Genomic DNA, 15510 nt, shown 5'->3' with positions numbered 1-15510 from the left:
TATGGAAAAAAACAATAAGGGTAAATCGAGAATTATCGCTCACGCTTTAAAGCAGCTGGTTCGAGAGAGCTCAAATGTAATCGTAATGGGTCACCGATGGCCGGACATGGACTGCTTTGGCTCTGGAATAGGCGCTTACAAGATTGCAAAGTTTATGGAGAAGGACGTTGCGATTGTAATCGAGGAGTACAACGAGGCGCTGCAGGCAATTTACAAGCAGGCGGTGGAAACCGACGACTATGAGATTGTCAATAGGGAGCGAGCGATTGAACTTTGTGAAGAAAAGACACTCGTAATCGTCGTAGATACACATAGACCAGGCATGGTTGAATGTCCGGAGCTCCTTGAGAAGTCCGACAAAATCGTCGTTATCGATCACCACAGGTTATCCGATGATGCGATAGATAATGCGACACTATCGTATGTTGAGTCGTATGCTTCTTCGGCGAGTGAGCTTATGACAGAGATAATCCAATACACTTCGAACAAGAAGATTGTTAATAAGTTCGAAGCGGAGGCGCTGCTGGCAGGAATTACAGTAGATACGAATAGATATTCGATTAAAACGGGTGTTAGGACGTTTGAAGCTTCTGCATGGTTAAGGCGTGTAGGTGCTGATACTACTGAAGTTAAGAGATTTTTTCAGTCTGAGGTTACATCGTTCCAGATGAGAGCAGAGGCTGTTGCGAGTGCTGAGTACATGGATGAAGGTGTTGCACTTTCAATTTCTCAGGGTTACTCCACGGATGCACAGATTATCAACGCACAGGTTGCGGATGAGCTACTCATGGTTAAGGGAGTGAAAGCATCTTTTGCAGCAGGTAAAAACGACAAGGGAAGGACAGTAATAAGCGCGAGATCTCTTGGAGAGGTCAACGTGCAAGTAATCATGGAGAGATTCAACGGCGGAGGGCATCTGAATTCAGCCGGTGCACAAACCGACATGGAGCCAGAAGAAGTAATTGCAGAACTCAAGAAGTTAGTTCCGGAATACCTAGGTGCGAACGGAGAAGAGTCGGATGTCTACGGACAGGACTAATAGAGAACTTACAGAGATCCGCGGAGGTATGCGAATAGGCGAAGAGCATTGTAAAGGACACAAAGTGTGTCGGTATAGTAAAAAAGGATTTACAAGAATGACAAGAATCCCCGCGGGGGAAATTAGTAAAATAACAATAAGAGGATATTGCAAAGACGAAAAGGAGGGCATTATGCAGATTATTTTAAAGAAAGACGTTAAGGGAACAGGCAAAGCCGGCGACGTTGTTAAGGTAAGTGATGGTTACGCGAGAAACCGCTTGATTCCAAGTGGATTTGCGGTTGAGGCTACTCCTTCAAATCTCGCAAAGGTCAAGAGAGATAAGGCCAATCGGGAGGAACAGATTGCGCTCGATAAAGCAGAGGCTAATCAGGTTAAGAAGGTTCTCGAAGGAGAGGTAATCAAGCTCAAGACGAGGGTTGGTGAAGGTGGAAAGCTGTTTGGATCAATCACTTCGATGGATATAGCTGACGCGATCAAGGAACAGACTAGACTTGAAATAGACAAAAAGAAAATCGTGCTACTTAAGCCAATCAAGGAGATTGGCGAGTACGAAGTTAATGTCAAGCTATATACCGAAATTACAGCTAACATTAAGGTAGCGGTTACTGAGGAATAAATATGCCAAATGAAATAAACAGTCAGCTTTCGGAGGCTTTAGAGCCTCCGAAAGACATAGAAGCGGAGAAGGCGGTTCTCGGCTCGATGATGCTTAGTGACGATGCCGTGCAGGATGTCATAGACATACTGAAGCCGGAGGATTTTTACCTCAATGAACATCAAGAGATTTATAAGATGTTCATGAGCATGTTCAGAAGAAGTATAACTATCGACCTGATGACGACGAGAGCAGAGCTCAACAAAGTGCATCAACTCGAACTAGTCGGTGGTATGACATATCTGAGTAGACTGTCGGGGGATGCGATTAACCCTTCTAATGCGAAGTTTTACGCACTTACAGTTGTGGATAAGTCGAAGATGAGAAAGCTAATAAAATCGGCGGACACTATGCGCAAGAATGCTTACGACGGAAGCATGGATAGCGAGCAGATTCTCGACGAAGCGGAAAAGGAGATATTTTCGATAGCTCAGGCTTCACAGCGCAAGAACTATTCTCCGATTCAGGAAGTTTTACAGACCAACATTCTTCAGATTAACGAGCTGGTGAGAAATAAGGGACAGCTTCCTGGAATCACAACAGGATTTAGAGATATTGATAAAATGCTGGGTGGTCTCAAGAAGACCGACCTTGTTGTGCTTGCGGCTAGACCAGGTATGGGAAAGACCGCGTTTGCACTTAATGTGGCGGAAAATGCAGCAATGGCAGGTCATTCAGTGCTCGTGTTCAGCATGGAGATGTCTAAAGAACAGCTTGGCCAGAGAATGCTCGCTATGTCGGCAAGAGTTGATATGGAACACATCAAGAACGGAACTATCGAAGACGATGAATGGTTTAGCATCGATACGGCTCAGGAGAAATTCGAAAGCGTAAATCTCAATATAGACGATACGGCACAGATTTCAATTCTCGAGATGAAGAACAAGTGTCGAAGACTCAAGGAGAAGAACGGCCTTGACCTCGTAGTTATCGACTATCTGCAGCTGATGTCACTCGGCTATAGCGGAGAAAACAGAACGAACGAAATAAGTGCGATTACCAGAAGTATCAAGATTCTTGCAAAGGAACTTGATGTCTGTGTAATTCTATTATCGCAGCTTTCCCGTGCCTCCGAGCAGCGTAAGGATCACCGGCCGATGTTGTCCGACCTCAGAGAATCGGGTTCAATCGAGCAGGACGCAGATATCGTAGTATTCCTAAAGAGGGACGACTACTATCAGAATGAAGATGAAGAGGCAGACACTTTATCTGGCAACACATGTGAAGTAATTATCGCCAAGCACAGAAGCGGTCCGACAGGAACCGTTAACCTGGCTTGGATTGCGAGGTATACAAAGTTTGGGAACCTCGAGTACACAGTATAAATAAATATGATTAAGTATTTTCAAGGAGAAGCATGAACAACACGGAGTTTGTTACAGAACAGAATAAAGATGTCTACTTGTTTAGTACGGAAGTCGAGAACCTCATGATTAATGAGTTTTTTACGAGTGCGAACGGCGACTATGTAAAGGTGTATTTGCTCGGCCTTATGCGCGCAAAGCACGGAATCGTAGAGGACAGGAATAAGACGGCAAATGTTCTCGGCATCACTCCGGATGAAATCGATGCGGCATGGGACTATTGGGAGAGCGTTGGAGTTATCAGGCGAGACTATATGCCAGATGATGATTCGTATAGGGTGGTTTTCCTGAGCCAGATTTCGAGATTCTATGGCAACAAGAAAAGTGGAAGTTCTGGTGGAGAAGATGCTGATCAGGAGTCGCGTCTTGTAGATTTAGATTTGAAGCACCTCTATGACACCTATGAGAGCGCTAGTGGCAGGAGCATTCCTTCGAACGATGCACGTAAAATCGCTGATACCGTTGGCACCTTTGGGGTGACCCCAGAAGTATATGCTTACGCGATAAAATACTGCAGCGACAATGGTCACAACGATATTCGTTACATCAATAAAGTTGCGATTAACTGGCATAAGGAAGGCTGTAACTCTGAAGCAGACGTTAAGGCTCTCCAAGAGAAAGATGCGAAGAGGAGATACCTCTATAGCAGAATTTTCAAGGAAATAGGTTTTAGCCGTCAGTGGAATTCCGGCGACTGCGAGATGATGGATCGCTGGTTTGACCAGTTTGGGTTCAATATAGAGCAAGTCATCGAGGCGGTAAAACTCACTGCTGGCAAGCGTGAGCCATCGCTAAGATATGTGGATACAGTCCTTGAAAATAGGTACCGTGAGGTTGGGGGAATCGAGCCTAGCTATAAATCTAATAATCAGAATAATGCTCAAGGCAATAAAACGGACGTTGTAAAAGCATCACCTTCTGACAAAAATGAAAAATTTAACTCAGAGGGAAGTGTAAATGTCAGCAAGAGAGTACTGGAAGAATACTATAAGTATCTGAGAGAGAAAGCGGTACGCGATCAGAAAGAGAAGCAGCACAAGCTTGAGACAGATATGCCTGTAATGCGGAAATTTGCAAGCATTGAAGCTGATATCAAGGAGAAGCTGCTTGCAGGGCTTGGCAATATAGGCAAAGAAAAGCGAAGCGAGTTACTTCAGAGACAGAAGGAGCTTATCACGCAGAAAAAGGAATTTCTAGCGATAAATGGGTATCCGGAGGATTATTTAGAAGTTAAGTATAAGTGTCCAATATGCAAGGACCACGGAACTACGGACGATGGAAGACGCTGCTCTTGCGCTAAAGAGAGAGCAGATGAGGCTTATAGATGGAACAAAGACAGGCAAAAAAAGTAGAGAACAAAGAAACGAATTTACATAATATAGAGAGCGCCGAGGCCAACGTTAAGGCACAGTCTAAGTCAGAGAAGAAGGCGGCACAGAAAGCTGCTGGTAAGCAAGCAAAAAAGGCTAAGAAAGAAAAGGCGGAGGCTGCCAAGAAAGCTAAGAAGCTGGCTAAACAGGATAAAGCACGAGCGATTGGGCAGAAGAAGAGCGAGGCGAGAGCTGCCAAGAAGGCGGCAAAAGCAGCAAAAGGACCAACTGCATTTGACAAAGTTGGAGCTGCGATAACCACAGCTGCAGCTGCGCCGATCTATCTGCACGATAAAATTCAAGATGCTTCTGACAGATTCTTTATCGGATGTGGATACAGCTTGGCGACTGAGTATCATGACATGCGTGTCAGATATAAGGGAAGTAGCGCCAAGATAGTAAGTGGGCTTTTCGCACTCGTTATCATGGTGTGCGGTGTGCTTTTAACACTGCAGCATTACACAGTTTATGAGTACGCATATAACGGACGCGTTCTCGGCTATGTAAAATCAGAAGACAGCGTGGTGGGACTTCTCGACGTTGCGGGAGATCACATGTCATCGAACAATAGCGGGGCGCGCATAAAGTTCATTGCGGATAATAACGTGACATTTAGAAAGGTGTCTGCAGCGGAAAAGGATTTGGACGACGCAGATACAGTTATGAACAAGCTCACCTACATGACGGATATCGAGGTGTCGGCATACGGTATTTACCAGGATGGAAAACTACTCACAGTCGTAGAGACGAAAGGCACAGCGGATTCACTGGTTAATGAAACACTTGCCTTCTACAAGAAACCTGCAAAGGGCATGAAGATGGAGCAAATCAAGTTTGTGAAGCAGGTTGAAGTTAAGCAGATAGACGTAATGCTCACAAGCGTGCAGAGTAAGAAGCAGGCATCAGAGCAGCTTTTGAGTGGCGGAACTATCAATATGAGCCATATCATCAAGAGTGGTGAAAATGTTAATAGTGTTGCCAAGGCATATGATGTCAATATCAAGGATATGACCACAAAGAACGGAAATCAGGAAGTTAGCGACCTTAAGCCGGGTGACCTTGTAAACATGGAAAAGAAGATTACGCCACTCGAGGTTAGAACCGTTGAGAAAGGTAAGATGTCTGAAGCTATTCCATACGAGACCGAAAAGCAGGAAACGACGGATCTATATAAGGGTGAATCGCTTGTTGCACAGGAGGGTGTAGACGGAAGACAGATTGTCAGTGGAACCATAACTAAAGTAAATGGCAAAGAAGTAAAGAGAAATATTAAGCATAAGGAAGTTGTAGCTCAGCCGGTTAAGAAGATTGTAAAAGTCGGAATTAACGATAAGCCTAAAACCGCGTCGAGCGGATCATATGCAGTTCCAATTAAGAATAGTTACGTTATCAACAGTAATGGTAAGTTCGGAAGCAGATGGGGAAGAAAGCATGAAGGTCTTGACTTCTCCTGCCCAACAGGAACACCAATCTATGCTGCTGACGGAGGAACCGTAACTAAGGCGGCTACATTTGGCGGCTACGGAAACTGTGTAATAATCAAGCATGATAACGGTCAAGAGACACTTTACGGACATTGTAGCAAACTGAACGTAAGTCAAGGTGAAAAGGTGTACAAGGGTCAGGTAATTGCTGCCGTAGGAAATACCGGACGAAGCACGGGAGCGCATCTCCACTTCGAGATTCATATCGGAGGAAGTGCAGTTGACCCATGGAGTTATATATTCTAGAAACAGGGACGATAGATATTAATGAGCAGAAGCAAGAGTAAGAAAAGAGAGCTAAGGTCACCCGAAAGGGTGACCGAGGCTTCCTCGGAGACTAGACCGAGAGCTAGTAAGAAACAGAATAAGAAGAAATCCCGCACTAAAGGGCTTTTTTCAAAACCAGCAAACAGGCGCAATGCGATTATTGTGGCTGTGGTTTTGCTGTTGCTCGCAGCGTCAGTTCGAAATATCGTCAAGCTTGAACTTGAGAACAGAAGGCTAAGAAATAAGCAGAAAGAGCTTATTGAGCAACGAAAGGAACTCAAGATAGAGCTTAAAAATGTAAATAGCAAAGAATACATAGAAGAGCAGGCGCGAAAGCAGTTAAGGCTCGTAGACCCGGATGAAATATTATTTGTATTCCCTAACGAGAAGGAAAAGAATAATGCAAAAGATAAGTAATTCGGATAACGGAGAAAAGCTCAAGATAAGAGAAGCGATAATAGTTGAAGGTCGTGATGATATCAACGCAGTCTCTAAGGCATGTGATGCACTGATTATTGCGACACATGGATTTGGCATAACAAGGGAGACATGGGCGCTAATCGAGAAAGCGTATAACGAGAAGGGAATCATAATCCTTACAGATCCGGATTTCTCTGGTGAGGAGATTAGGCGCAAGTTGTCAGCTAAGTTTCCGAAGGCGCTTCAAGCTTATTTGCCGAAAGCAGAGGCTACTAAATCTGATGACATAGGAGTTGAGAACGCTACGCCAAGGGCAATCCGAGAAGCGCTGATGAAGATTCATGATATCACAAAAAGTGACGGGCAGAGACATATAACTATGAAAGATCTGAGTGAACTCGAATTAGTAGGCGGGCAAAAGGCCTCGGCACTTCGTGAGAGCGTGGGTGCGGAGCTCGGAATCGGGTACGGAAATGGTAAAGCTTTTCTAAAGAAGCTCAATGGATTCGGAATAACGAGAGAAGAACTCGAGGCTGCGCTGCTTAAAGCACAGGCGAAGTAAAGGCTTGAATAAAATCGGCAACCTATTCCAGAGCCGAACCATAATTAAAACTAATATTAAAAGCAAGAATCAAAGGCAAGTGCCAAATATAGACAAACAAGTTCAAATTGCAGGATGAAAACTCTATAATCCTGAACAACAACCATAAAATCAGAAAACCAGAAAACTTAGAAACAACAGGATAATAAATTGGGAAACAAAGCTAAAAACAAAGGAAAGCGCAGCGCAGGTAGCAGTCGCGCACCACATGGATTTAAACACGCGAAGAGCCTAGGACAGAATTTCCTAAATGACCAAAACGTAATATACGACATAGTAGAGGGCAGCGAAATAGACGAAGAGACCCTAGTCATAGAGATTGGACCCGGAGAAGGTGCACTTACGACAGAGCTCGTAGAAGTCGCTGGCCACGTTATTGCGATTGAACTTGATGACAGGCTGATTCCTATCCTGTGCACCAAGTTCGCGCTTCATGACAACTTCGAGCTTATTCACGAGGATGTTCTAAAGGTTGATATAAAGTCAATGGTGAGCGAGATAATGGCAGAACGCGGACTGACAAAAACGAGGATAGTCGGAAATCTGCCGTATTATATAACGACTCCGATAATCACTAAACTGATTGAATCGGAGGCGGACTTTGAAAGCCTTACTGTCATGATGCAGAAGGAGGTCGGTGATAGAATTGAAGCCGAGCCGGGAACTAAACTAGCGGGAGCGATTACATATGCAGTTCACTACAGATGCACAGTGGACAAGCTTTGCGATGTTTCACGCGAATCATTCTATCCAGTTCCCAAAGTGGATTCGGTAGTACTAAGGCTCAACATGAGAGATGTGCTGGCTGTACACGTCAATGATGAAAATAATTTCTTTAGGTGCATAAAGGCGGGATTCTCAATGAGACGCAAGACTCTATTAAATTCCCTCCAAGCGCTAGACGATGTTAACAAAGATATCATAAAGCGTGCACTTGAGAATGCTAATATAGACCCATCGCGCAGGGCAGAAACTCTGACGATGGAAGAATTTGCGGAATTATCTAATTCCATTTGGGAGGAGTAACTTAATATGAAAGTTAAGAATTTCTGTAGAGGGGTTCTAGCAAAAATAAAAGGGGGTGCTCTGAAGGTACACGGCAAGTACCGCGAAAAATTCCCCAAGAAGATGCCAAAATTAAACGACGGAAAGCTACATGATAGGAAGTTCATTCTGAAGCTTGCGATTGCTTCGCTAGTCATGAACTTGTATATCGAAACTTTCGCACGAATTACGAGTGGAGTGTTTGACGGCGTTCTGTTTTTATTCAAGCACCCGATTATATTCTCATACAACTGTTTGATTATCTTCTCAACAATGTGCTTAGCACTGATGTTCAGAAAGCGTGGATTTGCGTTCCTGATACTATGTACTGCCTGGGGAATCCTCGGAACTGTAAACGGCGTAATCCTGCTTAAGCGAATGACTCCATTTACACTTTACGACTTGCAAAATACGAAGGACGGCTTCTCGCTGCTCACCACGTATTATTCAAAGGCGCAGATAACGCTAGGTGCTGCAATTATTGGTGTTGCGATCCTCATAGTTGCGCTTTATTACCTAAACTGTTACAAGTGGACAAACCTTAATTACAAGAAAGAGCTCGGAATCATCGTTGTCGTAATCGCAACTTGCTTCGGAGGTACGCTAGGACTAGTTGAAACTAAAGCGCTCAGCACATTCTTCGGAAACCTAAACTATGCGTATAGGGATTACGGATTTGCATATTGCTTCTTAAATACTTCTGTAAACAAGGGTATAAAGAAACCAAGCAAGTACTCGAAGAAAGAGATTCAGTCGATTCTCGAGAATTATACGAAGAACGGAACTAATACAACTATTACACAGAAGAACGATTCTAAAAAGTATCCTAATATAATCGTTCTGCAGCTTGAGTCCTTCTCGTACGCTCAGGACTACAAGAACATCGAAGTTTCAAATGACCCAACTCCAACTTTTACAAAGCTGATGAAGAACTACTCAACAGGGTGGTTCAAAGTTCCAGCATGCGGAGCAGGTACAGCTAATACTGAGTTTGAGGTACTTACGGGTATAAGCTCGAGGTTCTTTGGACCAGGAGAATACCCATACAAGGGTAAGCTGCGCGAGCAGTCACTCGAGAGTCTAGGCTATGTACTCAAGAGTCACGGCTATAACACACATGCCATGCATAACCATAGGGCGCTGTTCTACAATCGTAACGAGGTATATGCATCACTTGGATTTGATAACTTCACATCCGTTGAATACATGAACAATATTATCAAGACGCCCACTGGTTGGGCTAAGGATAAGGTCATGACTGACGATATTATGAACATAATAACTAGGTCAGAGAGCAGGGATCTGCTGCATATTATCTCTGTTCAGGGTCACGGAGCATATCCGACTGAGCAGGTGTTCAAGGATCCGTATACAACGGTAAAGGCAAAGGATGAAGCTACCAGATGGAAGTACGAGTACTACGTAAATGAGCTCCACGAGATGGATGAATTTACAGGAGATCTGCTACAGAAAATCGAAGATTCCGGGGAGCCAACAATCGTGCTCATCTATGGAGACCACATCCCGGCGCTTGATATCAAGGAAGCAGACTACGGCACGGGCGACCTATATCAGACTAGATATGTAATCTGGGATAACATGGGTCTAAAGAAGCAGGATAAAGACATTACTTCATACGAAGTAACTGCCAACATACTCGAGCGAGCAGGGTTAGGACATCAGGGAGTAATCTTTGACTACGAGCAAACTGCGGATAGGAATTCGAAGAACTACAGCAAGAATTTAAAGGCACTCGCTTACGATATGCTGTATGGAAAGAATTATGCATTTGGCGGCAAGAACCCGTATAAACGCACGAAGATAAGCATGGGCTACAAGAAGATTAAAATCGATGGCATCATCTCAATCGGCAAGAACTACTACATAAAAGGACAGAACTTCACAGAGCATAGTACAGTCAGTCTCGACGGTAAGGTGCTCAAGACAGTATATCTGAGCCCGACGCTACTTGGACTCAGCGAGAAGGTCGATCAACAGGATGTTAAGAAACTACGAGTGAGCCAGATTGACTCCAAAGATGAGACAATCTTATCAACTATAGGCGGCAACGAGGAACTATAAGTTCGGGAGGAACAATGGAAAAAGAAAAGAAAAGCACAGCTGCAAAGGCTGCAGGGACAGAGAAGGTCGCAAAAGCAACGAAAACCACAAAGGCATCCAAAGCCAAAGCGGGTACAGATACAAAGACTGGTTCCAAGACAACTATCACTAAAGTGAAAACTGGCACAACCGCTAAAGCTAAGGCGAGCAATAAATCGATAATCAGCACCGTTGAAAAAGCGAGTACAAGCACAGAAGCAACTACTGGTGTAAAGGCGAAGATTCACGCCAAGAGGCTTCCTCGCAAGACTGCGGCAGAGAAGTCGGCGGAACCGGAAGCAACTACAAAGGTTGTGGGAAGAGAAGTTGAAAAAACAATAAGCGTAGTGGACGAAGCAGAGGCAAAAGCAGTTCCTGTTAAGGCCGCTAGAGCTAAGAAATTGACAGTAAAACTCAAAGAGTCGAGAGAGCCTGAAGAGGCGTTAACTGTGGAGATTTTTGATAACGAGCAGAATGACGAATTTGCTGAAACTCCGGATTCAGACGAAGATTTTGTTACGAGTGAAGTTACAACGGCGGGTAACGAAACAAGTAAGCCTGAAGAGGTTGAGACTGAAGCGAATGAAGAAGTCTCAGAAGCCCCAGAAGAAGCCGAAGTAACAGAAAGCGAACAAGACCGTCCAGAAGTCGAGGGAATCCTCGAAATCGCAGAAGCGGGATTTGGCTTCCTCAGGTTCAACAACTTCTTAACATCTGAGAAGGATATCTACGTATCACAGACTCAGATAAGGAGGTTCGGGCTCAGAACGGGAGACAAGATTCGCTGTATCTCGAGACACCCTAATCAAGGCGAGAGATTTGGAGCACTCCTATACGTAAAGGAAGTGAACGGAGAAACACCAATTAGCGCAAGGAGAAGACCACACTTTGATAGGCTGACACCGATTTTCCCGAATGAGAAAATCGTACTCGAAGACACGAGCATCAAGCTGGCTATGAGAGCCATGGACTTGGTCGCACCTATCGGCAAGGGTCAGAGAGGTCTTATCGTAGCTCAACCTAAGGCGGGTAAAACGGTCCTGCTCAAGCAGATTGCAGCGAGCATAGAGAAAAAATATCCAGAGATTGAGATGATCGTGCTTCTCGTAGACGAGAGACCTGAAGAGGTTACGGACATGAAGAGGGCGCTCACTCGCTCTGAGGTAATATATTCGACATTCGATGAGCTACCTGCACACCACGTTAAGGTTGCGGAGATGGTAATTCAAAGGGCGAAACGCCTAGCTGAAGAAGGTAAGGATGTAGTGATTCTACTGGACAGCATCACCAGACTCGCACGTGCATACAATATGGAGACTCCGTCGTCGGGAAGAACATTATCCGGCGGACTTGATCCGGGGGCACTGCATGCGCCAAAGAAATTTTTTGGAGCTGCACGTAATCTCGAGGAGGGCGGCAGCATAACGATACTCGCAACTGCACTCGTCGATACTGGAAGCAGAATGGACGATGTAATATATGAGGAATTCAAGGGTACGGGCAACATGGAGCTCCATCTCGACAGACAGCTCAGCGAGCGCAGGATTTTCCCTGCAATCGATTTGGCGAAGTCCAGCACGAGGAAGGAAGAACTGCTCTTAGATGATAACGAATATCTCGTGATGAACATGATGAGACGTGAGATGGCGACGGGAAATCCTGCTGACGTCGCGGAGAAGGTGCTCGACAACCTGAGCCATACCAAGTGCAACAAGGACTTCATAGATGTGATGCTCAAGGAGCTGAATTTCTAACAGTCGGAGGTAAGATGGATTATAGTAAGATTTTCATCAAAGATGCTAAGCCGACCAAGATTGGCGGTCAGGCGGTAATGGAAGGCGTAATGATGCGCGGTGCGGACAAACAGGCGCTTGCGGTCAGACTTCCTAATGGTGATATAAAACTAGAGATAGAGGATATCAAGACGCCTTCTAAGGTGACCAAGATTCCGTTTGTGAGAGGTGTGGTGAGCTTTTTCTCATCGCTAATCTCAGGCATGAAGACGCTGATGCGCTCATCTGAAATCCTCGAGGCTGCAATGCCTGAAGAGGAGGTAGAGGATCCAAGCAAGTTCGACCGGTGGCTTGAGAAAAAGTTCAGCCCGAAGACCGTGTGGAATGTCATGATTGGTATCTCTGTGGCGATATCGTTACTCATCACGATTGTCGTATTCGTAATCATGCCGACTTACAGCGTAAATCTGCTCAAGCATGTGACCAAGAATACGATACTGCTCAACCTAGCGGAAGGTATCTTGAGGCTAGTGATTTTCGTACTGTACGTGCTGGCAATTTCCAAGATGAACGATGTTAAGAGACTTTTTCAGTATCACGGTGCGGAGCACGAGACGATTCACTGCTTTGAGAATGGGATTGAGCTAACTCCTGCAAATGCAAAGGAGTTCTACACGCTACACCCTCGCTGCGGAACTAGCTTCCTCATGTTCGTAATGATTATCAGCCTTGTGCTGTTCTCATTTCTCGGATGGCCAAACCTAGCATGGAGAATCGGATCGAGACTGCTCCTGATGCCGGTAATCGCAAGTATCAGCTATGAGCTTCTTAGATGGGCGGGCAGAAGTGACAGTGCATTAGTTAAAGTGCTAAGCTGGCCGGGGCTCATGATGCAGAGGCTCACCACTAGAGAACCTGATGAAGAGCAGCTAGAGGTTGCAATCACATCACTCAAGGCTGTGCTTGGTGAACTCGAACCAGGTATAATCAGCAAACAGGATGAAGATGTTAGCGACGGCCTAGATGATGCATGTGAAGAGGAAGCGCTTGATTCGATTTTTGACGACCTCGAAGATAAGAGGTATAGCGAGGACGAAACGATGGTCAAGCACTTAGTTCGTGCCGGACGAGCGAAGCTGGAGGAAGCAGGCATCAGCAATCCAAACGGAGATGCGGACGACATATTCTGCTACGTAACCGGATTTACACACAACGAGATAATAACGAGAGACACAGAGCTACTCGATAGTTCTGATGTCGAAGCATATAGAGAGAGAATCGACCAGCGTGCATCGGGAGTTCCGCTTCAGTACATCACAAAGGTACAGGAATTCATGGGTCTGCCGTTCTGTGTAAATGAAAATGTTCTCATCCCAAGGCTCGATACGGAGGTACTCGTAGATCAAGTACTCGGCATCATCAGCGGCATGGAACTCGAGAGCCCGGAGATACTCGACATGTGTACAGGTAGCGGTGCAATCGGAATTTCGATTGCAAGTCTAGCTCCAGGTGCTCACGTCAAGCTGTCAGATATCAGCGAGAAGGCACTCGAAGTTGCGAGAAAGAACGCGGAAATCAACGATGTACTTGACAGGACAAGCTTTGCACTCGGCAACATGTTCTCGTCACTTGATGGAGATGAGAAGTTCGACCTAATCGTCAGCAACCCACCTTACATCAAGTCAGAGATCATCGATACACTTGATCCGGAGGTGAAGGATCACGAGCCAAGGCTTGCGCTAGATGGTGGTGAGGACGGTCTTGATGCGTATAAGGTTATTGCAAATAACGCTTCCGCTCACCTCAAGGAAGGCGGAGTACTCGCACTTGAGATTGGGTATGATCAGGGTGAGGCTGTTTCATTTCTACTTGAGAGAACGCACTACTATAAACCGGCCGCGATTATCAAGGATTTGGCTGGAATGAATAGAGTCGTGATAGCCGAGAAAAAACCGACAGAAGAGAAGCAAATATTTTAAGGCAAGGTACCCGTTGTATAGAGCGTGTGCGGATAACTTAGCCATTCGCCAGATATGGGAGGTTAATGATGAATATTGCAGTTATATTTGGAGGAAGATCCGATGAGCATGAGGTATCGCGAAGCTCAGCGGTAAATGTCATCAAGGGACTCGATTCTGACCACTATGAAATTACCAAAATTGGAATAACTAAAGAGGGCAGATGGTATCTGACCGAGGCCAATACAGATGAAATCGCTAGCGGTGCTTGGGAAAATAGACCTGATAACAAGCAGGCGTGCATCCCTGCGGATCCGACGGTACACGGAATCCTCGTTTTCGACGAAGAGGACAGAGCGACCGCAAAGCGTATAGACTGCATCATCCCGGTTCTCCACGGAGACAACGGAGAAGACGGAACAGTTCAGGGGCTATTTGAGCTCGCTGAAATTCCTTACGTTGGTCCTGGAGTAAAGGCTTCTGCTAATGGAATGGATAAGTCATTTACCAAGATTATAGTGGGCGAGACTGACATCACTCAGGCGAAGTACTGCGTGATTAGGAAGAAGGATTTTGAAGATGAGCGTGAGGGAGAAATCATGAATGCTCTCAGCACGAATGACGGAAAACTGCCGCTGTTCGTTAAGCCATCTTCGGCAGGATCATCAGTTGGCGCATCCAAGGTTGAGAAGAAGTCTGAGCTAGAAGAGGCTATTGAAAATGCATTTAAGTATGACGACAAAGTTCTCGTCGAAGAGATGATTGTCGGCAGGGAGATGGAAGTAGCGGTTCTCGGTAATCACAATCCAAAGGCTTCTTGCGTGGGTGAGATTCTATCCGCTGGAGAATTCTACGATTATGATGCGAAGTACAACAATCCTGAATCACAGACTAGAGTTGTCGATGATATCCCGATGAGCAAGCAGAAGGAGATTAGAAACAACGCTGTCGAGATATTCAAGGCGATGGACTGCCGCGGACTATCGAGGGTTGATTTCTTCTATACTGAAGATAGCAGAGTTGTGTTTAATGAGATTAATACACTGCCAGGATTCACGAATATCAGTATGTATCCAAAGCTATGGGAAGCCATGGGTATAGACCAACCGACACTACTCGACAGCTTGATTAAGCTGGCGATAGAAGAGCATACATATGATGAGAAGTATTAATTAAAGTAGATAAGAGCCTAGGAGTGAACTCCTAGGCTCTTGTTGTAGTGTGCCGGGCATGGCACAGTTCTTACTGGTGAGAGTCCAGTCACGGGTATTTACCGCCAAGTGTAGCGAACCGCAAGCGGAAAGCAGTAATGCTCAAGTGAAGGAAGCGGTGTAGCAAAGCCATCGAGCCTACGAACAGAAACCGGATACAAGGCTAAACGGTGGGTGAGGTTGCTACACAAACCGAAGCCCAAAAGGTAAACGTATCACCGAGACAGTAAATCTGGAGGTTGTGTGGCGAAAGAACTATGT

12 protein-coding genes are annotated in these 15510 nt (G+C 45.3%); all 12 read left to right on the top strand.

The window, feature by feature from the left end:
* Positions 1-1039 (top strand): DHH family phosphoesterase (locus tag AXF17_RS09345; RefSeq protein ID WP_237049055.1); only part of this gene is annotated, 1039 nt, incomplete at its 5' end.
* Positions 1040-1211: 172 nt separating this feature from the next.
* Entirely contained in the window at positions 1212-1658 is a 447-nt protein-coding gene (gene rplI / locus AXF17_RS01560) for a 50S ribosomal protein L9 (RefSeq protein WP_094234714.1), read from the top strand.
* A 2-nt stretch (positions 1659-1660) separates the two neighbouring features.
* Positions 1661-3022, top strand: a complete 1362-nt coding sequence (dnaB, locus tag AXF17_RS01555; protein ID WP_094233501.1) for a replicative DNA helicase — start codon at positions 1661-1663, stop codon at positions 3020-3022.
* Positions 3023-3054: 32 nt separating this feature from the next.
* The gene (locus tag AXF17_RS01550; protein ID WP_094233500.1) at positions 3055-4413 is read left to right on the top strand and encodes a DnaD domain protein; all 1359 of its coding nucleotides are present in this window, start codon (positions 3055-3057) and stop codon (positions 4411-4413) included.
* Positions 4386-6161, top strand: coding sequence for a M23 family metallopeptidase (locus AXF17_RS01545; RefSeq protein ID WP_094233499.1), 1776 nt, complete (start codon positions 4386-4388; stop codon positions 6159-6161). The genes AXF17_RS01550 and AXF17_RS01545 overlap by 28 nt, the downstream gene beginning before the upstream one ends.
* Before the next feature lie 21 nt (positions 6162-6182).
* The gene (locus tag AXF17_RS01540; protein WP_094233498.1) at positions 6183-6599 is read left to right on the top strand and encodes an FtsB family cell division protein; all 417 of its coding nucleotides are present in this window, start codon (positions 6183-6185) and stop codon (positions 6597-6599) included.
* Positions 6583-7164 (top strand): ribonuclease M5, encoded by a 582-nt coding sequence (gene rnmV / locus AXF17_RS01535; RefSeq protein ID WP_094233497.1) that lies wholly within the window; start codon positions 6583-6585, stop codon positions 7162-7164. The genes AXF17_RS01540 and rnmV overlap by 17 nt, the downstream gene beginning before the upstream one ends.
* A gap of 189 nt (positions 7165-7353) precedes the next feature.
* Entirely contained in the window at positions 7354-8229 is an 876-nt protein-coding gene (gene rsmA, locus AXF17_RS01530) for a 16S rRNA (adenine(1518)-N(6)/adenine(1519)-N(6))-dimethyltransferase RsmA (protein ID WP_094233496.1), read from the top strand.
* Between the two features lie 6 nt (positions 8230-8235).
* On the top strand, positions 8236-10329 hold the full coding sequence (locus AXF17_RS01525) for an LTA synthase family protein (protein ID WP_094233495.1): 2094 nt from the start codon (positions 8236-8238) through the stop codon (positions 10327-10329).
* 14 nt (positions 10330-10343) lie between these two features.
* The gene (gene rho, locus AXF17_RS01520; protein WP_237049054.1) at positions 10344-12101 is read left to right on the top strand and encodes a transcription termination factor Rho; all 1758 of its coding nucleotides are present in this window, start codon (positions 10344-10346) and stop codon (positions 12099-12101) included.
* 14 nt (positions 12102-12115) lie between these two features.
* A complete protein-coding gene (prmC, locus tag AXF17_RS01515) occupies positions 12116-14059 on the top strand; it encodes a peptide chain release factor N(5)-glutamine methyltransferase (protein WP_094233494.1) in 1944 nt (647 codons plus the stop codon).
* 65 nt (positions 14060-14124) lie between these two features.
* On the top strand, positions 14125-15210 hold the full coding sequence (locus tag AXF17_RS01510) for a D-alanine--D-alanine ligase family protein (protein WP_094233493.1): 1086 nt from the start codon (positions 14125-14127) through the stop codon (positions 15208-15210).
* The last annotated feature ends 300 nt before the right edge of the window (positions 15211-15510 follow it).

It is taken from the genome of Mogibacterium pumilum (assembly GCF_002243385.1).
Taxonomy (GTDB): Bacteria; Bacillota; Clostridia; order Peptostreptococcales; family Anaerovoracaceae; genus Mogibacterium; species Mogibacterium pumilum.
The sequence above is the reverse complement of the archived record's forward strand: the minus strand, read 5'-3'. Positions and strand labels throughout refer to the sequence as shown.